This is a genomic window from Phaeovulum sp., from assembly GCF_041596715.1.
GTDB lineage: Bacteria > Pseudomonadota > Alphaproteobacteria > Rhodobacterales > Rhodobacteraceae > UBA6213.
Window position 1 is genome coordinate 1 of the sequence record NZ_JBFHIA010000022.1, and the last position, 20498, is coordinate 20498.

16 protein-coding genes and 1 pseudogene are annotated in these 20498 nt (G+C 63.8%); 7 read left to right on the top strand and 10 right to left on the bottom strand.

Features of this window, described 5'->3' with window-relative positions; genetic code table 11:
- The first annotated feature begins 333 nt into the window (after nt 1-333).
- Entirely contained in the window at nt 334-1161 is an 828-nt protein-coding gene (locus ABY403_RS02855) for a lytic transglycosylase domain-containing protein (RefSeq protein WP_372838552.1), read from the top strand.
- Between the two features lie 2 nt (nt 1162-1163).
- A complete protein-coding gene (locus ABY403_RS02860; protein ID WP_372838554.1) occupies nt 1164-2597 on the top strand; it encodes a UbiA family prenyltransferase in 1434 nt (477 codons plus the stop codon).
- A 3-nt stretch (nt 2598-2600) separates the two neighbouring features.
- Here ABY403_RS02860 and ABY403_RS02865 read toward each other — a convergent pair whose 3' ends face one another.
- The 5 genes from ABY403_RS02865 to ABY403_RS02885 all read right to left on the bottom strand — a co-directional run bounded on the left by ABY403_RS02865 (nt 2601) and on the right by ABY403_RS02885 (nt 7069).
- Complete coding sequence (locus ABY403_RS02865; RefSeq protein WP_372838556.1) at nt 2601-3341, bottom strand: SDR family NAD(P)-dependent oxidoreductase; 741 nt, start codon at nt 3339-3341, stop codon at nt 2601-2603.
- On the bottom strand, nt 3338-4636 hold the full coding sequence (locus ABY403_RS02870; RefSeq protein ID WP_372838558.1) for an FAD-dependent oxidoreductase: 1299 nt from the start codon (nt 4634-4636) through the stop codon (nt 3338-3340). Before ABY403_RS02870 ends, ABY403_RS02865 begins: the two co-directional genes overlap by 4 nt.
- Entirely contained in the window at nt 4633-5613 is a 981-nt protein-coding gene (locus ABY403_RS02875; RefSeq protein ID WP_372838561.1) for a YbhN family protein, read from the bottom strand. The genes ABY403_RS02870 and ABY403_RS02875 overlap by 4 nt, the downstream gene beginning before the upstream one ends.
- A gap of 129 nt (nt 5614-5742) precedes the next feature.
- On the bottom strand, nt 5743-6372 hold the full coding sequence (locus ABY403_RS02880; RefSeq protein WP_372838564.1) for a 3-oxoacid CoA-transferase subunit B: 630 nt from the start codon (nt 6370-6372) through the stop codon (nt 5743-5745).
- 1 nt (nt 6373) lies between these two features.
- On the bottom strand, nt 6374-7069 hold the full coding sequence (locus ABY403_RS02885) for a CoA transferase subunit A (RefSeq protein WP_372838567.1): 696 nt from the start codon (nt 7067-7069) through the stop codon (nt 6374-6376).
- 187 nt (nt 7070-7256) lie between these two features.
- Between ABY403_RS02885 and ABY403_RS02890 the strand changes: the two genes are divergently transcribed.
- On the top strand, nt 7257-9065 hold the full coding sequence (locus ABY403_RS02890) for a phosphatidylserine/phosphatidylglycerophosphate/cardiolipin synthase family protein (RefSeq protein ID WP_372838569.1): 1809 nt from the start codon (nt 7257-7259) through the stop codon (nt 9063-9065).
- A 32-nt stretch (nt 9066-9097) separates the two neighbouring features.
- Here the strand turns inward: ABY403_RS02890 and ABY403_RS02895 are convergent, their stop codons facing one another.
- The 4 genes from ABY403_RS02895 to topA all read right to left on the bottom strand — a co-directional run bounded on the left by ABY403_RS02895 (nt 9098) and on the right by topA (nt 15131).
- The gene (locus ABY403_RS02895) at nt 9098-10177 is read right to left on the bottom strand and encodes a glycine betaine/L-proline ABC transporter ATP-binding protein (RefSeq protein WP_372838591.1); all 1080 of its coding nucleotides are present in this window, start codon (nt 10175-10177) and stop codon (nt 9098-9100) included.
- Nucleotides 10178-10190: 13 nt separating this feature from the next.
- The gene (locus ABY403_RS02900) at nt 10191-11102 is read right to left on the bottom strand and encodes an ABC transporter permease (RefSeq protein WP_372838571.1); all 912 of its coding nucleotides are present in this window, start codon (nt 11100-11102) and stop codon (nt 10191-10193) included.
- A 114-nt stretch (nt 11103-11216) separates the two neighbouring features.
- On the bottom strand, nt 11217-12218 hold the full coding sequence (locus ABY403_RS02905; protein ID WP_372838574.1) for an ABC transporter substrate-binding protein: 1002 nt from the start codon (nt 12216-12218) through the stop codon (nt 11217-11219).
- Between the two features lie 249 nt (nt 12219-12467).
- Nucleotides 12468-15131, bottom strand: a complete 2664-nt coding sequence (gene topA / locus ABY403_RS02910) for a type I DNA topoisomerase (RefSeq protein WP_372838577.1) — start codon at nt 15129-15131, stop codon at nt 12468-12470.
- A gap of 149 nt (nt 15132-15280) precedes the next feature.
- Here topA and ABY403_RS02915 point away from each other — a divergent pair, with 149 nt between their 5' ends.
- Nucleotides 15281-15727 (top strand): hypothetical protein, encoded by a 447-nt coding sequence (locus tag ABY403_RS02915; RefSeq protein ID WP_372838580.1) that lies wholly within the window; start codon nt 15281-15283, stop codon nt 15725-15727.
- Between the two features lie 47 nt (nt 15728-15774).
- On the opposite strand, the gene ABY403_RS02920 is transcribed toward ABY403_RS02915, so the two are convergent.
- Nucleotides 15775-18210, bottom strand: coding sequence for a heavy metal translocating P-type ATPase (locus ABY403_RS02920; protein WP_372838582.1), 2436 nt, complete (start codon nt 18208-18210; stop codon nt 15775-15777).
- A gap of 142 nt (nt 18211-18352) precedes the next feature.
- Here ABY403_RS02920 and mnmH point away from each other — a divergent pair, with 142 nt between their 5' ends.
- From mnmH to ABY403_RS02935, 3 genes and pseudogenes are all read left to right on the top strand, one after another.
- On the top strand, nt 18353-19444 hold the full coding sequence (mnmH, locus tag ABY403_RS02925) for a tRNA 2-selenouridine(34) synthase MnmH (protein ID WP_372838585.1): 1092 nt from the start codon (nt 18353-18355) through the stop codon (nt 19442-19444).
- 205 nt (nt 19445-19649) lie between these two features.
- A complete protein-coding gene (locus ABY403_RS02930) occupies nt 19650-19940 on the top strand; it encodes a helix-turn-helix domain-containing protein (RefSeq protein WP_372838588.1) in 291 nt (96 codons plus the stop codon).
- Nucleotides 19927-20498: pseudogene (locus ABY403_RS02935) on the top strand (hydrogenase 4 subunit B); the annotation flags it as partial. The gene ABY403_RS02930 and the pseudogene ABY403_RS02935, both read left to right, overlap by 14 nt.

Genomic DNA, 20498 nt, shown 5'->3' on the forward strand with positions numbered 1-20498 from the left:
CCTGGTTAACTCCGCGCCCCGGCGTCTTCGACCTGTTGCATCTGGTCTCGTCCGTCGCGGTATGGGTTTGTTTTCGCTTTGAATCGTGGCTTGAATTTGGCGGCGATGGTTCTTTTTCAGGAAGCCCCGGATCTTTGGCTGAATATCAAGCAACACACTGATTATAAACGAAAATAAAAATGCAAACATTTCAATTTACGGCCAAGTCGCTGTATCGCCTGCGCAATGCCGCCGTCGAATCGGCGTTTACGCGGGTAATTCTGGCGTTGGGCGGCGTTTTCTGGGATAAGGAAGAAAAGCAGGCAAACGAGGCAAAGCAGGGTTTCCGCGGTAATGCAGCGGCTTACAGGTGTGATCGCTATCTGCGCCGCGATGTGCGGCACGCAGGCCGGGGCCGATGGTGCCGCGCAGCCTTATCCCGATTTCACGTTCAAACGTGTTGCTGTGCCCGCACCGGGCGCGCGGCGCTTGAACATCCAGATTGACCCCGAAGAACAGGCGCGGCTGCTTGCGGCGGTGCCGGTGCCACCGGCCGCACCCGCTGCGGCCACGGTGCCTGCCCCCGATGGCGCATCCACCCCTTATGGCTGGTTCTGGGCCGAGGTTTCGCCCGCGTTGGGCGATGGTGCAGGTCGGTTCGAACGCGCGCTGGCGGTGCTCGGCAATGCCGCGGCGCCCGACCCCGCGGTGCCACGGCTCCAACAGATGCAAGACATCGCGTCGCAACACGGCACCGAGATTCTCGCCGCAACCGTTGGCACCAAGGTTTCACCCGCGCTGGCGCTGGCGGTGATCGCGATCGAAAGCGGTGGCCGCGCGGATGCGGTTTCGCGTTCGGGTGCGGTGGGGCTGATGCAGCTTATCCCCGCCACCGCCGATCGCTTTTCGGTGGCCGATTCCACCCACCCCGCGCAGAACATTCGCGGCGGTGTGGCTTATCTCGACTGGTTGATGGGTGCCTTTGGGCGCGACCCGGTGCTGGTGCTTGCTGCCTATAACGCGGGCGAAAACGCGGTGCGCGGTGCAGGCGGTGTGCCAGCATACCCCGAAACCCGCGCCTATGTGCCACGGGTGCTTGCCGCATGGGCGCTGGCGCGCGGTTTGTGCCTGACCCAGCCCGAGCTGGTTTCTGACGGATGCGTATTTGCGGTGCGGGGATGACGATGCAGGAAACCGTGACCCCGCTGGTGCTGGACGTGGATGGCACGTTCCTAAAAACCGACATGCTGCTTGAGGCGTTCTGGCGCGGGCTCGGGCGCGCGCCGCTGGCAACGCTCGCCTGCCTGCGCCACATCCGCCATCCGGCGCGGCTGAAGGCGGCATTGGCGCGCGTGGCGCCGCTGCGAACCGATCTGTTGCCGGTCAACCCCGATGTCGCGGCGCTTGCGCTTGCCAGCCACTCCGAAGGGCGCGAGGTGGTGCTGGCCTCGGCGTCCGATGTCACCCAAGTGGCGCGTCTGGCCGAGGACTACGGGTTTTCAGACCGCATTTTCGCCTCGGATGGCGAAGTGAACCTTAAAGGCAAGGCAAAGGCGCAAGCACTGGTGCAAGAAATGGGCGAGCGCGGCTTTGACTATGCAGGCAATTCCTCTGCCGATCTCGCGGTCTGGCAACACGCCGAAAACGCGCTGGTGATTGGGCGAGTGCGCGGCGCCGCAGCCTTGGCGGCAAGCGGGCGAAGCGTGCTGTATCTGCCGGGCGGTTGGTCGTGGGGCGCGCTGGCCCGCGCCTTGCGCATGCATCAATGGGTCAAGAACCTGCTGCTGCTGTTGCCGATGATCGCTTCGCATCGCTTTGATCTGGCCACATTGGTGCAGGTGCTTTGGGGTATTGTTGCCTTTTCCGCCGCGGCATCGGCCATTTACATCGTCAACGATCTGCTCGACCTCGAAGCTGATCGCCTGCACCCGACCAAGCGCCGCCGCCCCTTTGCATCCGGCGCGGTGCCGATCGGCGTGGGGATGGTGGCTTTCGTCGTGCTGGCTGCGCTTGCGCTGGGCGTGGCGGCCATGCTGAACCTCGCATTTCTGACCGTGGTCGTGGTCTATATGCTCACATCGCTTGCCTATTCGCTGCGATTGAAGCGGATGCGCTGGGTCGATATCGCAACCCTTGCAGCCCTTTATACGATGCGCGTTGTGGCAGGCGCGGCGGCAGGGCAGGTGGAAGCCTCGATCTATATGCTGATCTTCATCTTCCCGGTGTTCCTGACACTGGGCTGCGTCAAGCGCCTGACCGAGCTTACGCTGGCTACATCTGATGAACGCTTGCCGGGGCGCGGCTATGGCCGCCCCGACCGGGAGGATTTGCTGAACGTTGCAGGGCTTGGCGTCTTTACCGCGCTATTGGTTTTTTTCCGCTATTCGGTATCGGAACAGGGGCGCGAGCTTTACCCAGACACATGGCTTTTGTGGCTCGCGATGCTGCCGATGGGCTGGTGGCTGATCCGCATGGTGCGGCTTGGCTGGCGCGGCAAGCAGGATTACGACCCGATCGTGTTTGCGCTGCGCGACAAGCTGGGGCTTGGCATCCTGATGCTGGTGCTCAGCCTGATGTTCTGGGCAGCCGGCATGTGGTCGGAATGGTTCGCAGGCTAAGCCTCAGATCTTCAGCTTTTTGAAGATCGGCTCGGGCACCGTGCGGATGATCAGCATGATCCAACGCCAGAAGAAGGGCGCATAGATCACGTTGCGCCGCTTGCGCACGGCTTTGAGAATGGCGCGGGCCACCGCATCGGGCGATGCGACCAGAAACATGCCGGGCAGACCCCATGTCATCGCGGTATCGACAAAGCCGGGCTTTACCGTCACCACATGCACCCCCGCCCGGCCAAGCCGGTTTCGCAGGCCCGAAAGATAGGTGTGAAACGCAGCCTTCGCCGCGCCATAGCAATAGTTGCCCAGCCGTCCGCGATCACCCGCAACCGAACCCACCCCGACAATGTTGCCGCCGCCGCGCGCCTCTAGCAGCGGCGCAAGCCGGTGCAGAAACTCTGCGGGACCGCTGAAATTGTCGGAAACTACATGGCCGATCAAGCCCGGGTCGGCGTCAATATCGGCCTGCGCGGGCATCGAGCCCACAAAAACCGCAGCGTTCAACTCGCCTTCCTCGGCGCTGGCGCGTTCGATGAGTGCGGCAAAACCCGCAGCATCGCGCGCATCAAAGTGCACTGCCTCGGCAAAGCGCGCGCCGCGCAATTGGCAATCGGCGGCAATCAGCGCCAGATCGGCGGCATCGCGGCCCGCAAGCAACAGCCCCGCGCCCTCGCCCGCCAGCGCGCGCGCAGTGGCGCGCGCCATTGCCGAGGACGCCCCCAGAATGATCCAAGTCCGGTCGGTCATGTTGCACTCCTCAGCCCGAGCCTGCGCACAAGGTCGGTGATCAGATGCCCCTCTGGGTCGGCGCGCTGCACTTCTTCGCGCCACTCGGGCAGTTCGGGATACATCGCCCGCATCGCGCCGCCCTCTGCAAGGCTGTCCTTAGCAAAATACAGTCGCCCGCCCGCCTCGGCGGTGCGCCCTTCTAGCCGTTTGATCAGCGCGCGCGCCGCGTCGCGGTTTGGAAAGTCGATGGCAAGCGTGTAGCCCTCCATCGGAAAGCTCAGATACCCCCCACGCCCCGGCCCCATGCGCTTCAACACCGCCAGAGGCGAGCAAAGGCCAGAGTTCGCGATCTCTTCCAACATCGCGCGCAGCGCGGGTGCGGACGACAAGGGCACCACGCATTGAAACTGATGAAATCCCCGCCGCCCGTAAAGCCGGTTCCATTCAAGGATATTGTCGAGCGGAAAGAAGAAGGCGCCAACCGGCTTGACGCTGGTGCGCCCGCGCGCCGGAACCCGGCGATAGTAAGCCTCGTTGAATGCCCGCACGATCGGCTTTGACAGCGCGAAATGCGGCGCGTTCATTGGCACGGTGGCAGCCGGCACATGGCTTTTCACAAGACCCGCGCTCGATTCCGCTTCTTCTACGATGCCCCGCCCGAGGCTGGCACCCCGCGCCGTGCCGTCGATCCAGCCAACCGTATGCGTGGCGGTCGAGGCGTCGAGATAGGCCAGATGCTCGTCCCAGTTTTCGGCCCTGCGCTCTGTCACCATCATCGCGGCGCCCTTGCAGGGCACCATCTGCACCACGGCCGAAACGATCACCCCGGTTTGGCCCAGCCCGCCTGCGGTGGCGCGGAATGCGGGCGTGTCGGGCGTCACCTCAACCAGTTCGCCACGCTGCAACAGGGTCATGCGCGCGATATGCTGGCAAAAGCTGCCCGAGTTGTGGTGGTTTTTGCCGTGCACATCCTGTGCGATGCAGCCGCCGATCGTGGCAAAGCCCGTGCCGGGCATCACTGCGGGCAGCCAGCCAAGCGGTGCAAAGCGCGCCGCAAGGTCGCCGATGCGCACACCCGCTTCGGCCTCTAGCAGCCCGGTGGCGGGGTCGAAGGAAATCAGCCGGTCAAGCCGCGTCATGTCGATCACGCGGCCCGCGCTGTTCAGCGCCGAGTCGCCGTAGCTGCGGCGCAGGCCGTAGGCCGGGGCAGGGGGCAGCGACAGCAGGTCGGATTGTCGTTCGGGGCGCGCAACTTCGCCCGTGGCTTTCAGGGCACGGCCCCAACCTGCGTATTCAGTGGTTTTCCAGATCATCTTGCGCCCCTCAGCGAAACCCTCTCGGCCAGCGGAAACACCGCAACCCCAAGGGCGATGGCGAACCATAGCGTTGTTACCCGGATCACGGCAGTTGCGGCAAGCGCCACCTCCATCGGTGTGCCGCTGGCAACCAGCAAGGCCACCATTGCAGCCTCCGCGCCGCCCAAGCCCCCCGGCGCACCGGTCAGGCCACCCGCCAGTGACGCAAACACAAAAATCGCAATCGCCTTCCAGAATCCGACATCGGCCCCCATCCAGCCCAGCAACAGATGAAAGGCATAGCCCTCAGCCGCCCAGCCAATCAGGCCAAGGCCAAGTGCGGCAAGCATCGTCGGCGTGTGGCTAAAGCGCGCAAGGCTAAGTGCTGCGGCGCGGGCGCGCGCGAAGGCGCGCGCAAAGCGCCCCGTGACGCGGTAACCCAGTGTCAGCGCCGCTGCCAACAGGCGCGGGCGGGTAACCACCACCGCCGCACCAATTGCCAAGGCCACCAGCGGAAACGCCCCCGCAATGCCCCCCGCCGCCAGCGAAACGGCCAGCCCCAGCAACAGCGCCATTGCCACAAGGTCATAGGCGCGATCCATCAGCACCAGTGGCGCAGACCGCTCGAACGCCCAGCCCGTTTCGCGCCGGATCCAACGCATGCGCACCAATTCGCCCACGCGCCCCGGTGTCACGCTCATTGCAAAGCCGCCGACAAAGTGGCGCAGGTTGGCGCGCAGGTGCAGCGGCAACCCAAGGCGGCGCGCGAAAAGATGCCAGCGCAACCCGCGCAGGGCGTAGTTGGCTAGCGAAAGCGCCAGCAGCAGGCCAACCTGCAAGGCGGTCAGTCTAGCAATTTGCGCCCAAGTCTCGCGCCAGCCGGTTGCGGCGGCAAGGCCCACGATGCCCAGCACCACCAGCGCCAGCAACCCGCCCAACAGCAGCCGGTCACGCAGATGGCGTGGCGCGACGGGCAGGGAAGGGGGGCTTTGCATGTTCATTGCCCGCATTTAGCGATGAAATTGGGCAGGATTGTGAAATTGTTTCCAAAATGACTACGATTCTCGTGCCCGCGCAACAAAAAGGGCGGCCCGCAAAGGCCGCCCCGATGCTGTCACCTCATTTCAGGCAACAATCGTTGCCTCGGTCGCTTTGCGCAGCTCTGCCTCGGTCACGCCGTCGGCAAGTTCGACGATTTTCAGCCCGCCCGGAACCACGTCCAACACACCGAGGTTGGTGATGATGCGGTGCACGCAGGCCTTGCCAGTAAGCGGCAGCGTGCATTCGTGCAGCACCTTCGATTCGCCGTGCTTGTTGGTGTGGTCCATCACCACGACCACGCGGCGCACGCCGGCCACCAGATCCATCGCCCCGCCCATGCCTTTCACCAGCTTGCCGGGAATCATCCAGTTGGCCAGATCGCCCTTCTCAGACACTTCCATCGCGCCAAGGATAGCCATGGCGATCTTGCCGCCGCGGATCATCGCAAAGCTTTGCGCAGAATCGAAATAGGCCGAGTGCGGCAATTCGCTGATGGTTTGCTTGCCCGCGTTGATCAGGTCTGCATCTTCCTCGCCTGCAATCGGAAACGGGCCGATGCCTAGCATGCCGTTTTCCGATTGCAGCGTAACCGTCATGCCTTCGGGAATGTAGTTGGCCACCAGCGTCGGAATACCGATGCCAAGGTTCACATACATGCCGTCTTGCAGTTCCTTCGCCGCCCGCGCGGCCAGTTGGTTGCGATCCCAGGGCATATCAGGCGCTCCTCACCGTGCGTTGTTCGATGCGTTTTTCGTGCTCGCCCTGAATGATGCGGTGCACATAGATTCCGGGTAGGTGGATGCAATCGGGGTCAAGGCTACCCACGGGCACGATCTCCTCTACCTCGGCCACGCAGACCCGGCCACAGGTGGCGGCGGGCACGTTGAAGTTGCGCGCCGTCTTGCGGAATACGAGGTTGCCCGAGGTATCGGCCTTCCACGCCTTGACGATGGCAAGGTCGGTTACGATCCCGGTTTCGAGAATATAGGTCTCGCCGCCAAAATCCTTGTGTTCCTTGCCCTCGGCAATCACCGTGCCCACGCCGGTTTTCGTGTAAAACCCCGGAATCCCCGCGCCCCCGGCGCGCATCCGTTCGGCCAGCGTTCCTTGGGGGTTGAACTCCAGCTCCAGCTCACCCGAAAGGAACTGGCGCATGAACTCGGCATTCTCGCCAACATAGGACGATTGCATCTTCTTGATCTGCCGCGTCGCCAGCAGAATGCCCAGCCCGAAATCGTCCACACCACAGTTGTTCGATGCGATTGTGATGTCGCGCGTTCCTGCCTCTTTGATGGCGGCGATCAGCAACTCGGGTATGCCGCACAGGCCAAAGCCCCCTGCGGCAATCGACATGCCGTCGTGCAGCAGCCCGTCAAGCGCCGCCGAGGCACTGTCATAGACTTTCTTCATCGGATACTCCCCCCAATAGCGGTTGGCAAAGTTGTGACGTGCAGCGCGCATCAAGTCAATTGCCGCGCCGCGGCAGAGTCGGGCGAAGTCTTGCCAAGCCTTGCGCTTGTCCTGCGGCTGCGTAAAAGTCCCGCAGATGAAAGGACTCTGTTTGCGCTTTTTGCTCTCCCTTCTCTGCGTGGTTTCGTTGGCGGGATGTAGCGAGCTCGGCAGCCATGACACCCTGTCTGCGCAGGGCGCAGAACCCACGCGCCATGTGCAATCACACCTCTACCTATCGGCCAGCGGCCCCGCCGCCGATGCGCCACCGTTTCGCTTTTCGGGCATAGAGGCCGCGCGCATCAGTGTGGCGCTTTATTCACTGGCCAATGGCCCGCTTCAGGTTGCTGGCAGTTGCGACGGGGCGGTGGCAGTGCGCCAGCAATCCAGCGATCCCGCGGTGGAGTCCTTCGCGGCGGATGAGCGATTTGCCGTGACACTTGCACACCGCTCGCGCGGCGAAGTGTGGCTGGAACCTTCGCTGGCAACGCGCCGCTGCACACTTTCGGTGCAGCCTCAGGGCGCGCCCGCTTATCAGATGCAGATCGAACGCGAGGAATGGGCGAACCCGGCCCTTGCGGCGTTGGATTCCCGAGTTGACACCTGCAACCTGCCCGATACGGCGGGGCTGACACCATTGCAGCGCGTCTATTACGCCCCACGCGCGCTGTCGCTTAGCTGCGATCTGGCACCGGGCACGCCCCGGCTTTTGGGCGATGCGCGCGATGCCTTCAATGCCAAGGTCGAGGCGTTGACGGGCACGCAGCTGTCGCAAGCCACGCTTGATGCAGGCGATCCGCTTGCGCCGATCGACTTCTCGCGCGCGCCGCAGCTGGACGTGATCTGGATTTCCTATCTGAACCTGCGCGCCGATTATTCGGGATACATGATCTCGCGGATGCTCGCATACCACGCCGCCAGAGGTGCTACGGTGCGGATTCTGGTGACCGATGTGCTGATGCTGCCGCGCGACCGCGCGATTTACGAAGACCTCGCGGCGCGCTACCCCAATGTGCAGCTGCAACTTTTCCGTTGGGACAGCACCACCGCGCCCGAGTTTGAGAACCCCCTGCACGCGATTCACCGCGACCAGCACATCAAGGTGTTTGCCACCCTTGCGCGCAACCCGGCGCTTTCGCGCTACATCACTGGCGGGCGCAACCTGCACGATCCCTTTGTGTTCGACGCCCCGCGCGATCTGTCCGACTACCCGTTCCTGCGCGACTACGACACCAGCAAGCAACTGACGCTCAGCTTCTTTCTGCCCTATCAGGATTTCGAGATCGAGTTTTCGGGCGATGCCTCGGTGCGCGCGCTTGTCGCGCAAATGTCGGCGTTCTGGCTACGCGATGCAGACAGTCAGAAGCCGCGGAACTTTTCGACCAGCGCGCCGGGCGGCGTGGCCAAACAGGCGATGCGGCACTTCGTTTCTGTGCCCTATGCCGACGACCATGCGCTGCAACAGCTTTTTGTCGATCTGATCGACGCCTCGCAGGAAAGCGTCCTGTTCACCGCGCCGTTTCTGAACCTCACACCACCGCTCGAGGCGGCCCTGCTCCGCGCCGCGGCACGTGGGGTCGAGGTGCGCATGATCGCGCGGATGGATATAGACGAGCCTGCCGGGGCCTTTTCCACCGCGCTTAACCAATTGTTTTTTGAAGAGTTTGCGGATCTTTTCACGATCGTCGGCTATGATCCCGCACCGCGCACCCTGCACACCAAGATCTATGTCTTCGATAGAGAATTGGCGATGGTCAGCTCAACCAACATGAACCAGCGCAGCTTCCTGCACGATACCGAAAATGGATTGATGATTCTTGACCCAACGCTGATCGCGCGTCTGCAATCGGTGATCGAAGGCTATGCGGCGCGCGGGGTCTCGGTGCAGACCGGGGTCAATGTGCCCTTCGCCCTGCGCGTGCTGATGTCATTTCCGTCAATCCGTCGGCTTTTCTGAATAGCGGGCGGGGAGGGCCCCGCCCGATACTCTTAGTCTTCGGCGGTGGCGGGTGTAACAAGCGCACCCAGCAACGTCGGCAGATCGATGATGCCCAAAGACTTGCCCTTGCGCCCGACCACATGGGCCACCGAGGTGTCGGCCTTGGTCATCTTTCGTGCGACCTTTTCCAGCACCATTTGCCCCGGAACACTCAACGCGGGCAGTTCTTCGCCCTCAGCACGCGGCCGCGCGATGGTGGCAGCCTGAACGACCTTGCCGCGGTTCACATCGCGCACGAACGAGGCGATGTAATCGTTGGCCGGCCCAAGCACGATGTCCTGCCCGGTGCCCACCTGTTCCAGTGCACCGTCGCGCAGGATTGCGATCTTGTCGCCCAGTCGCAGCGCCTCGTCGAGGTCGTGCGTGATGAAGACGATGGTCTTGTGCAGCTCTTCCTGCAATTCCAGCAAGATCGCCTGCATATCCATGCGGATCAGCGGATCGAGCGCCGAAAACGCCTCGTCCATCAGCAGGATGTCGGCATCATTGGCCAGCGCCCGCGCAAGGCCCACGCGCTGCTGCATACCGCCCGAAAGCTGCGCGGGATAGTGGCCCGCAAAGCCCTTCAGCCCGACACGTTCGATCCAGTGATGCGCCATCGGCACGCTTTTGGAATGCGGAATGCCCTGAATATCCAGCCCGTAGCGGGTGTTCTCTAGCACGGTTCGGTGCGGCAGCAGCGCAAAGCGCTGAAACACCATCGCGGTTTTCAAGCGCCGAAAGCTGCGAAGTTCGTCCGGCGACATTTTGCAGACATCGACGCCGTCATAGATCACCTCGCCCACCGTCGGCTCGATCAGCCCGTTGACATGGCGGATCAACGTTGATTTGCCAGAGCCCGAAAGCCCCATGATCACCGTGATCTTGCCGCCCGGCATCGACAGGTTGATGTTCTGCAAGCCCAGCACATGGCGGTACTTGCGGTTCAACTCGTCCTTGCTCATCCCGGCCTTCACGGCAGCGATGTGGCGCTTCGCGTCGGGTCCGAAGATCTTGTACAGATCACGGATTTCGATGCCCTCGCGATCGGGGTCGATATCGGGGTCGATATTGGTGCTTACCTGTTGCATCGTGCTTGCTACCTCATTCATGACCCGCCTCCCGATGTTTTTGCAGCCGTTTGCCAAAGGCTTGGCTGGTGCGGTCAAAGATGATGGCAATCGCGACCAGTGCGAAACCGTTCAAGAAGCCAATCGTGAAGAACTGGTTGTTAATCGCCTGCAACACGTTGCGGCCAAGGCCACCGACACCGACCATCGAGGCCACCACGACCATCGCCAGCGACATCATGATGGTCTGGTTGACCCCGGTCATGATCGTCGGCAGCGCCAGTGGCAGTTGCACGTTCCAAAGCTTTTGGCGCGCAGAAGAGCCAAAGGCATCGGCCGCTTCTGTCACCTCGCGGTCAACAAGGCGAATGCCAAGGCTGGTCAGGCGGATCATCGGCGGCACCGCGTAGATGACCACGGCGATCATGCCCGGCACCTTGCCGATGCCGAAAATCACCACGACCGGGATCAGATAAACAAAGCTCGGCATGGTCTGCATCACGTCGAGCACCGGGTTGACGACGCTTTGCACACGGTCCGACCGTGCTGCAAAAATGCCGACCGGCAGGCCAAGCGCAACCGCGAATACGGTACAAACGGTGACCATTGCCAGCGTCACCATCGTGTCTTCCCAAAGCCCGACCCAGCCGATGGCAAACATCGCCAGCGCCGCGCCAATCACGGTTTTCCAGCTTCGGCTGGCGGCCCAGACCACGGCCAGCAATACAGCCAGCACGATCACCCAAGGTGCGTCTACAAAGCTGTGCTCGAGCACGTTGAGAAAGCTTTGAAGAGGCGCCGTAGCGGCGTCAATTACATCGGACCATTCGCGCACCAGCCCACGAAAGCCGGTGTCGATGGCTTGCCGCGTCTGGCGCATGGTTGTGTTGTCAATCGCGGGAAAGGCGCAGAGCGCCTCGGGCAGTCCCCAGCATGTGGTTGCCATCAGGGTTTCCTTTTTCGGGCCGTTCGATAAGTGCGCTACGGCGAAGCGTCAAAATGGAAGAGAGAATGAAAAGGGCGGGAAAGTTGCTTCCCGCCCCTTGGTCTTGCGTTGCGCTCAGAGCGCGCTATCGACCTTGGCCGCAATATCTGCGGGAACCCAAGCATGCCACAAATCGGGGTTGTTTTCGAGGAAATAGTAAGCCGCATCCTCGTTGGTGCCTTGGTTGTCGTCCATCCAAGCAAGCACCTGACCGACGGTCTGGTTATCCCATTTGCGGGTCTTGATGTAGTCCATGGCGACGCCAGCCTTTTCGGCAAATTCAGCGGTCACGACAGTGTACACTTCCGACACCGGGTAAGGATTGACGCGCGGATCGGGGCAATCGGCAACCGCCGTGCAAGCATCCCAATGCTCTTTGTCGAACGTCGCCGAGAACGGCAGGCGCACCATCTCGTACTTACCCAAGATCGAGGTCGGTGCCCAATAGTAGCCGAACCAACCCTGTTCGCGCTCGTAAGCACCCGCGATCGAGCCATCAAGCCCGGCGGCAGAACCGGTATCGACCAGATCGAAACCCTTTTCATCGGCTTTCAGTGCGCGGAAAAGGTTTTCGGTCGAAATCTGGCAGTTCCACCCCGACGGGCAGTTATGCACCGCGCCGCGGCTTGCATCTTCGGGCGCGGGGAACAGATCGGGGCGTTCCAGCGCGGCTTCGACACTGTCAATCTCGGGGTGCGCGTCGGCGATGTATTTCGGAATCCACCAGCCTTCGACGCCGCCATCTTGCAGCATCGGTGCTGCGATCACGAGGCGCTCTTCGGCAACCGCGGCGTCAAGTGCGGTGCGCACGGCATTGACCCAAAGCTCGGGTGCCATGTCAGGCTCGCCCTTTTCGTTCATCGAGGTAAAGGTGGGCATCGTGTCGCCGCTCACCAGTTCGACGTCACAACCGTAACCGGCTTCGAGAATGATTTTGTCGACCTGCGCGGCAACGCCCGCAGAGGCCCAGTTCATTTCAGCAATTGATACTTTGCCACACTCTTGCTGCGCCAGAGCGGGCGCTGCAACGGTGCAAAGAATGGCGGCAAGCCAAGTTGAAGCGGAGTGCTTCCCCATGTGTTGTCTCCTTGGTTGCGGTGAAAAAAGGACAGTCAACGATGCACCGCATACACCTTTGACCCTATGGCTGCTTGGTCCCAGACAAATGCCCTAAATCAGAGCGCCAGGGCTTGCGTCAGAACGAATGGATGCGCGCGCCGGTAACAGCACACACACAAGCACCCCTGAAGGGAGCTCAAATCCGACAACACATGTCGTAAACGTATTATGCTAAAAAAGCAACCCTTTTGCCGCCGGACAGGGGATTCAGCCCTGCTCCGGCGCGGTTGCGGCCTTTGGTTTTGCAGCGGTTTTGGGCTTCGCGGCGGCCTTTGGCTTTGCCGCAGCCTTGGGTTTTGCGGCGGCTTTCGGCTTGGCTGCCGCCTTCGGTTTTGCCGCTGCCTTCGGCTTGGCTGTAGCTTTCGGCTTTGCCGCCGCCTTTGGCTTGGCGGTCTTGCCCTTGCCGCTTTTCGCGGCGCGTTCGGCCAATAGCGGCAGCGCCTCGTCCAGCGTCAGCGCCTCTGGCACGACACCTGCGGGCACCGTGGCGTTGATCTTGCCCCACTTCACATAGGGCCCGTAGCGCCCCGGCATCACCACCACCTCGCCGCCCTCGGGATGCTCGCCAAGATTGGCCAGCGCCGCGGTGGCAGCACCGCGCCCCGGCCCGCGCGCGGCCTTTTGCGCCAGCACTTCCAGCGCGCGGTTCATGCCGATGGTGAATACCTCGTCAGCGTCCTTGAGGTTCGCATAGCTCGAGGCATGTTTGATATAGGGGCCATAACGCCCGATCCCGGCCTCGATCAGCACGCCATCCTCGGGGTGGTTTCCAACCGGTCGCGGCAGCGACAACAGTGCCAGCGCCCGTTCAAGGTCGATGCTTTCGGGTGCCCAGCCCTTGGGCAGGCTGGCGCGCGGCGGTTTGGGGCTCTCCTCGCTCGGCTCGCCCTTTTGCACATAGGGGCCAAAGCGCCCGGCGCGCAGCGTGACAGGCTCGCCCTCGTCCTCGCCCAACACCTTGCCGTCAAGCGCCGCAGACTCGCCATTTGGTGCCGAAAGCGGGCGGGTAAAGCGGCACTCGGGATAGCCGGAACAGCCTATAAAGGCACCGCCCGACCGCGCCGTGCGCATACTCAACCGCCCCTTGCCGCACAAGGGGCAGAGCCGCGGGTCGCCGCCATCCTCGCGCAAGGGGTAAAGGTGCGGTGCCAGCACTTCGTCGATCTTTTCCAGCACCTCACTCATGCGCAGGTTCGAGGTTTCGGCTATCGCTGCCGCAAAATCGCGCCAGAACCGCGCCAGAACCTCTTTGTAATCGCGCGAGCCTGCCGAGATATCGTCAAGCTGGTCTTCAAGGTCGGCGGTAAAGTCGTATTCGACGTATTTGCCGAAATAATTGGTCAGAAACGCCGTGACGAGGCGGCCAGTATCGGCGGCCACCAGACGGTTCTTGTCTTTGGTCACATAGCCACGGTCCTGAATGGTGGTGACGATGCTGGCATAGGTCGAGGGCCGCCCGATCCCCAGCTCTTCCATCCGCTTCACCAGTGTCGCCTCGGTGTAGCGTGGGGGTGCTTGGGTAAAATGTTGCTCGGGCGTGATCACGTGCTTTTCGGCTACCTCGCCGGCCTGAATGGCGGGCAGGCGCGCGCCGTCCTCGCCTTCGTCGTCGTCGCGGCCCTGATCGTAGACCTTCAGGAACCCGTCGAACAACAACACCTGACCGGTGGCGCGCAACTCGACCTCGCCATCGGGGCTGGCGACATCAACCGTGGTCCGCTCCAGCCGCGCCGCTTCCATCTGGCTCGCAAGTGTGCGCTTCCAGATCAGATCGTACAGTCGGCGCTGGTCGGCCTCTAGGTGCAAGGATTCGGGTGCAGCGGCCATATCGGTCGGGCGGATGCATTCGTGTGCTTCCTGCGCGTTCTTGGCCTTGTTCTTGTACATCCGCGGGCTCGCGGGCAGATAGGCATCACCAAACCGGCGCTTGATCTCATCGCGCGCGGCCATCACCGCTTCGGGCGCCATGTCGATGCCATCGGTTCGCATATAGGTGATGTGCCCGGCCTCATAAAGCCGCTGCGCCGCAGACATACAGGCCTTGGCACCGATGCCGAACTTGCGGCTCGCTTCCTGCTGCAAGGTCGAGGTCATGAACGGCGCCCAAGGGTTGCGCGTGGCAGGCTTGGCCTCGACCGATTTCACCGCGAAGGCGCGCGAGGCCACCGCTTGCACCGCAAGGTCGGCTGCGGCCGCGCTGGCAATGTCGAACTTCTCCAGCTTGCGCCCGCCCAGCACGGTCAGGCGGGCCTCGTAGTGCTGCCCCGCAGGGGTCGCAAGATCGGCCCGCACGCTCCAGTATTCGCGGGCACGGAACGCTTCGATCTCCATCTCGCGCTCGACGATCAGCCGCAGGCAGACCGATTGCACGCGCCCGGCCGATTTGGCCCCCGGCAGTTTGCGCCACAGCACCGGGCTGAGGTTGAACCCCACCAGATAGTCCAGCGCGCGCCGCGCCAGATAGGCCTCGACCAGCGCCTTGTCGACCTGCCGCGGCCGCGCCATCGCTTCGCCCACGGCGGCCTTGGTTATCGCGTTGAAGGTGACACGGCTGACCTTCTTGCCCTTCTTCAACGCGCTCGCCAGCACCTCTTGCAAGTGCCACGAAATCGCCTCTCCCTCGCGGTCAGGGTCGGTTGCAAGGATCAATTCGTCGTCGCTTTTCAGCGCGTCGGTAATGGCGCGGATATGCTTGCGGCTTTCCGGGGCCACCTCCCACTGCATCGCGAACTCCGCCTCCGGGTCCACTGATCCGTCCTTGGCGGGCAGGTCGCGCACGTGCCCGTAAGAGGCCAGCACCGTGTAATCGGAACCGAGATATTTGTTGATCGTCTTGGCCTTGGCTGGAGATTCGACGACGACAACGGCCATGACTACCTCGTGATGGAACGGAAAATGCGCTTTGGGGGCGGAACATGGGGGGCGCGGTGGTGAATTGTCAATGCGCCTTCGCCCGCCTTCTGTTGACGTTCTCGCGCGCTGGTGGCCCAATGACGCTGCGGTAATCAGGAGGCTGGGTGATGCGTGAGGCTTTGATGGCAGTGGGATTCAGCATGGTTCTGGCCGGAGGCGCGGCGGCGCAAGGCTGGGTCACACCCGAACGCGGCACCGCCACCCGCGCGCAACTGATGGATGCGATCCGCCCCCATGCCGAATGGATGCTGGGCGCGCCGGTAGAGTTTGTGGTCAACGATCTGCGGCTCTTGGGTGACCGTGCTTTTGCCATGCTCGAAGCACAGCGCCCCGGCGGCGGCAAGATCGACATGTTCAAGACACCGATGATCGCGCGCGGCGAGTTCGACCCCTACATTGTCGATACACCGCATATCGAGGTGCTCTACGTCAAATCCGGCGACACATGGGTTGCGCTGCACTGGGCGATCGGTGCCACCGACGTCTGGTATGCTTGGGAGCCGATCTGCGCCCCCTTCCGCGCCCTGATCCCCGAGGCCTGCCCGCCGTTCTGAGCCCGCCCCCTGCAACTGCTTCAGCCAAATATCCCCGCCGGAGGCACCTATTTCGCCGCCCGCCGCAGCCGCAGCGCGTTGCTGACCACGAATACCGAAGAAAACGCCATCGCCCCCGCCGCCAGCATCGGTGAAAGCCCCGGTCCCCCAAAGGGTGCCAGCACCCCCATCGCCACTGGAATCAGCGCAACGTTATAGCCAAAGGCCCACATCAGGTTCTGGCGAATGTTGCGCATCGTCGCACGCGAAAGGCGCACGGCGCGCGCCACGCCCTGCGGATCGCCCTGCATCAAGACCACCTCTGCCGCCTCGATCGCCACATCCGTGCCGGTGCCGATCGCCAGCCCGATATCGGCGGCTGCAAGGGCGGGCGCATCGTTGATGCCGTCGCCCACAAAGGCCACCGGCCCCTCGCGGCGCAACTCTTCCAGCGCCGCAAGTTTGCCTTCGGGGCTCACCCCCGCGAACACCCGCTCGATGCCCAAACCCTTCGCCACCGCGCGCGCCGTGGCCTCGGTGTCGCCTGAAATCAGCGCCACTTTCAGCCCCAGCCCATGCAGCGCCGCCACTGCCGCCGCCGCACTCGGCTTGACCGGGTCCGACAGCGCCATCAGCGCTGCGAGCTTGCCGTCAAGCGCCATCCAGACCGGGGTCTTGCCCGCCGCCGCCAAGGCCTCGCCCGCCTGCGCCATCGGTGCCACATCGGCACCCGCTTCCGCCATAGCGGCCGCATTTCCCAACACCAGCGCGCGCCCCTCGACCATGGCGCTCAGACCCTGACCCGGCATCGCCTTGATGCCCCGCGCCGCAGCAGGCGCAAGCCCGCGCGCAGCCGCCTCGGCCAGAATCGCGTGCGCCAGCGGGTGTTCGGAACGCGCCTCGGCACCCGCCGCCAGCCGCAATACCTCGTCCGCGTCAAAACCTTCGACCGGCACAAGGTCGGTCAGCGTTGGCTGGCCCAGCGTCAGCGTGCCGGTCTTGTCAAAGGCCACCGTCTCTGCCTCGGCCAACCGCTGCAACGCATCGCCGCGCCGGTAAAGCAGGCCCAATTCTGCCCCGCGCCCGGTGCCGACCAGAATCGAGACAGGCGTTGCCAGCCCCATCGCACAGGGGCAGGCGATGATCATCACCGAAATCGCGGCAACCAGTGCCTGCGGCAAGGCCGGGGCCTCGGCGAATACCATCCAGAGCACGAAGGTCGTGACCGACAGCGCCATGACCACCGGCACGAACACCCGCGTCACACGGTCCACCAGCGCCTGCACCGGCAGCTTGCCGCCCTGCGCCTCTTCAACCAGCGCCACGATGCGCGCCAATACCGTGTCCGAACCCGTGGCGGTCACCCGAAAGCTCAGCGCCGCCGCACCGTTGACCGTGCCGCCCGTGACACTTGCGCCGGGTGCTTTCGCCACCGGCATCGGCTCACCCGTCAACATCGCCTCGTCGATCCAGCCTTCGCCTTCGGTGATGACGCCATCCACGGCAACCCGCTCGCCGGGTGCCAGCAATACAATATCGCCCGCCGCAAGCTCTTCGACCGCCAGTTCCACCGCGCCGCCCTCGCGCGCCACCCGCGCCGTGGCCGGGCGCAAAGCCACCAGCCGCCGGATCGCCTCGCCAGCCTGCCCCTTGGCGCGCGCCTCAAGCCAGCGGCCCAGCAAGATCAGCGTCACGATCACCGCAGCCGCCTCGAAATAGACCTCGCGCGCATCGGCAGGCAGCAGTCCCGGCATGAAGGTCGCCACCGTGGAATAAAAGAACGCCGCCAGCGACCCCATCGCCACCAGCGAGTTCATCTCGGGCGATCCGCGAAACAGCGCCGGCAGCCCCAGCCACAAAAAGCGGAAACCGGGGCCAATCAGCACCGCCGCGGTCAGCACGAACTGAATGATCCAGCTCGTGCGCTCGCCGATCGTATGCATCACCCACATATGAAACGCGGGCGAGACATGCACACCCATCGCCAGCACAAAGACCGGCAGGGTCAGCGCCGCGGAAATCGCCAGATCGCGGCGCAGCGTCACGGCTTCGGCCTCGGCGCGCTCGGCCATTGGCGCGCGCTCGACGGCGCGCGCGGCCGTGGCAGGATAGCCCGCCGCGGTGACGATCGCCTCAAGTTCGGATGGTGCCACCACGCCCGCCGCGTAATCAACCCGCGCCTCGCCCGTGACCAGATTGACCTCGGCCTTCAGCACCCCCGGCGCGGCGGTCAGCGCGCGTTCCACCCGGCCCACGCAACTGGCGCAGGTCATGCCCTCAACTTGCAGCCGCGCCTCGGCACTTGCCACCGGATAGCCCGCCTTTGCCAGCGCCGCGGCCAGCGCCTCGGGCGTGGCGGGGGCGTCGTATTCCACCCGCGCTGAGCGTGCGATCAGGTTGGCGGCGGCGCTTTGCACCCCCGGTTCGGCAGCCAGCGCCCGTTCGACCCGGCCCGCGCAAGCGCCGCAATGCATACCTTCGACGATGAATGTGGCGGTGGACATGGGCGATACGCTCCTTGAAACTGCCCGCATCAGATGGACCCTTGCTCCGCGCCGGTCAACTGCGACACGATCACAATCCGGGGCGGGCTTGCGCCTTGGGCCGCAGCGCCCTAGCCTGCGCGCGCCTTTGCGGAGCCCACCCATGAACCGATCCGACGCGCAGCCCTCGGCCGGGCGCGCCCTTGCCACACTGCAACTCACCGCCATTTCCGATCTCGATACGCTCGATTTCGACACGATCATCGACGTGCGCAGCCCCGCCGAGTTTGCCGAAGATCATGTACCCGGTGCGATCAACCTGCCTGTGCTAAGCAACGAAGAGCGCGCGCGTGTCGGCACCATCTACAAGCAGGTTTCAGCGTTCGATGCGCGCAAACTCGGCGCGGCACTGGTGGCGCGAAATGCTGCGGCGCATCTGGAAGGGCCACTTGCGGGGCTGAAGGGCGGCTGGCGGCCGCTGGTCTATTGCTGGCGCGGGGGGCAGCGTTCAGGCTCGTTCGGCGCGATTCTGGCGCAAGTCGGCTGGCGGGTCACACTTCTGTCGGGGGGCTACAAAAGCTGGCGGCGGCTGGTGGTCGATGCGGTGCAAGAGGCACCCGTGGCCTCGCCGGTGGTGGTGCTTGATGGCTACACCGGCAGCGCCAAGACCGAGGTGCTATTGGCGGCGGCGGCGCAAGGCGCGCAGGTGATCGATCTTGAGGGGCTGGCCAACCACCGCGGCTCGCTGTTTGGCGCGATGCCGGGCGGGCAACCCAGCCAGAAAGCGTTTGAAGGCCGCATAGCCCGCGCATTGTCGCGCCTTGATCCCGCCCGCCCAGTGCTGGTCGAGGCTGAAAGCTCGCGTGTGGGCAATGTGGCCGTGCCGCGCCGCCTTTGGGCGGCGATGTGCGCGGCACCCCGCGTGCGCCTTGCCGTGCCGCGCGCGGTGCGGGCCGATTATACCGCGCGCAGCTATGCCGAGGCGCTGGCCGCCCCCGGCAGGCTGGCCGAAACCATCGGCCTGCTGCGCCGCCTCTATTCGGCAGACACCATCGCCGAATGGTTGCGGCTGGCCGAGGCGGGTGAACATGCAGAACTGGCCGAGGCGTTGATGGCGGTGCATTACGACCCCCGCTACGCCCGCCAGCGCGCGCGTCACCCAACCCCCGAAAGCCGCGAGATCGCCGTTCCACGGCTTTCGCCCGACGATCTGCCCGAGATCGCGCGCAAGGTCATCGCTGTGGCGGAGCTTTAAAGGCGCACTGTCAGCTATCGCAAAACTGCCACCTCGCGCGCGTCAAAGCGCGCGAACGACGCACGCGCGACCGTAGCGCGCGGCGCGGCGCTGCGCATGAAAGATGCCCCACCAAAAAACTCGCAAAAACCTCATATTTAGCGTTTGACATATCAATTAAGCGGGATAATACATGCGGCATGATAATATTTAGCGGAGTCTCCCGGTGATCTCATCGGCGCAAATTCGCGCGGCCCGTGCACTTCTCGGGATCGATCAGAAGGCTTTGGCGGCGCTGGCCGATCTTTCGGTGCCCACAATCCAGCGGATGGAAGCAAGCAGCGGCGATGTGCGCGGCTGGGTCGGCAGTTTGACCAAAGTGGTCGATGCGCTGAACCGCGCCGGGGTGGAGCTTATTGGCGAAGGCGCCAGCAGCGCGCCCGCAGGCCGTGGCGTGCGTCTGCGCGCCCCCGAGGTGCCGCCGCTTGCGGAAGGACTGCCGGATGAGCGCGGTTGACCTTGCACTTCTGGCGGTTGCGGCATTGCTGGTGCTTGGCGCGCTTGCCATCGCATTTGGCCGCAGCGCTTCTGCCCGTCCGCTGATCTACGGTGCCAGCGCACTGCTTTGCGCGCTGCTGCTGCTGGTTGGTGTCGCGGTGCTTAGCGGGCAGGCAGAGGTATCGGCGCGGGTGCTGCCGATTGGGGTGCCGTGGCTTGGCTCGCATTGGGGGCTAGACCCGCTTTCGGCATTTTTTCTGATGGTGTTGGGAATGGGCGGCGCTGCCGCCAGCCTTTACGCCATCGGCTACGGCCGCCACGAGGCCGAACCGATGCGGGTGCTGCCCTTCTACCCGGCATTTCTGGGCGCGATGACGCTGGTGCTGCTGGCGCAGGATGCCTTTTCCTTTCTGGTCGCCTGGGAGGTGATGTCGCTTTTGTCTTGGGCGCTGGTGATGGCGCATCACCGTGCCGAGGGCACGGCGCAGGCGGGCTATGTCTATCTGGTGATGGCGGGTTTTGGCACGATGGCGCTGCTTTTGGCGTTCGGGTTGCTGGCGGGGCCTGCGGGTGACTA

Coding starts and splice junctions, on each gene's coding strand:
- ABY403_RS02880 (WP_372838564.1), bottom strand. CDS start 6,372: ATGCCCTGGGATCGCAACCAACTGGCCGCGCGGGCGGCGAAGGAACTG.
- ABY403_RS02870 (WP_372838558.1), bottom strand. CDS start 4,636: ATGATCTGGAAAACCACTGAATACGCAGGTTGGGGCCGTGCCCTGAAA.
- ABY403_RS02915 (WP_372838580.1), top strand. CDS start 15,281: ATGCGTGAGGCTTTGATGGCAGTGGGATTCAGCATGGTTCTGGCCGGA.
- ABY403_RS02905 (WP_372838574.1), bottom strand. CDS start 12,218: ATGGGGAAGCACTCCGCTTCAACTTGGCTTGCCGCCATTCTTTGCACC.
- ABY403_RS02900 (WP_372838571.1), bottom strand. CDS start 11,102: ATGGCAACCACATGCTGGGGACTGCCCGAGGCGCTCTGCGCCTTTCCC.
- ABY403_RS02895 (WP_372838591.1), bottom strand. CDS start 10,177: ATGCAACAGGTAAGCACCAATATCGACCCCGATATCGACCCCGATCGC.
- ABY403_RS02885 (WP_372838567.1), bottom strand. CDS start 7,069: ATGAAGAAAGTCTATGACAGTGCCTCGGCGGCGCTTGACGGGCTGCTG.
- ABY403_RS02920 (WP_372838582.1), bottom strand. CDS start 18,210: ATGTCCACCGCCACATTCATCGTCGAAGGTATGCATTGCGGCGCTTGC.
- ABY403_RS02875 (WP_372838561.1), bottom strand. CDS start 5,613: ATGCAAAGCCCCCCTTCCCTGCCCGTCGCGCCACGCCATCTGCGTGAC.
- topA (WP_372838577.1), bottom strand. CDS start 15,131: ATGGCCGTTGTCGTCGTCGAATCTCCAGCCAAGGCCAAGACGATCAAC.
- ABY403_RS02865 (WP_372838556.1), bottom strand. CDS start 3,341: ATGACCGACCGGACTTGGATCATTCTGGGGGCGTCCTCGGCAATGGCG.
- ABY403_RS02855 (WP_372838552.1), top strand. CDS start 334: ATGCAGCGGCTTACAGGTGTGATCGCTATCTGCGCCGCGATGTGCGGC.
- ABY403_RS02860 (WP_372838554.1), top strand. CDS start 1,164: ATGCAGGAAACCGTGACCCCGCTGGTGCTGGACGTGGATGGCACGTTC.
- mnmH (WP_372838585.1), top strand. CDS start 18,353: ATGAACCGATCCGACGCGCAGCCCTCGGCCGGGCGCGCCCTTGCCACA.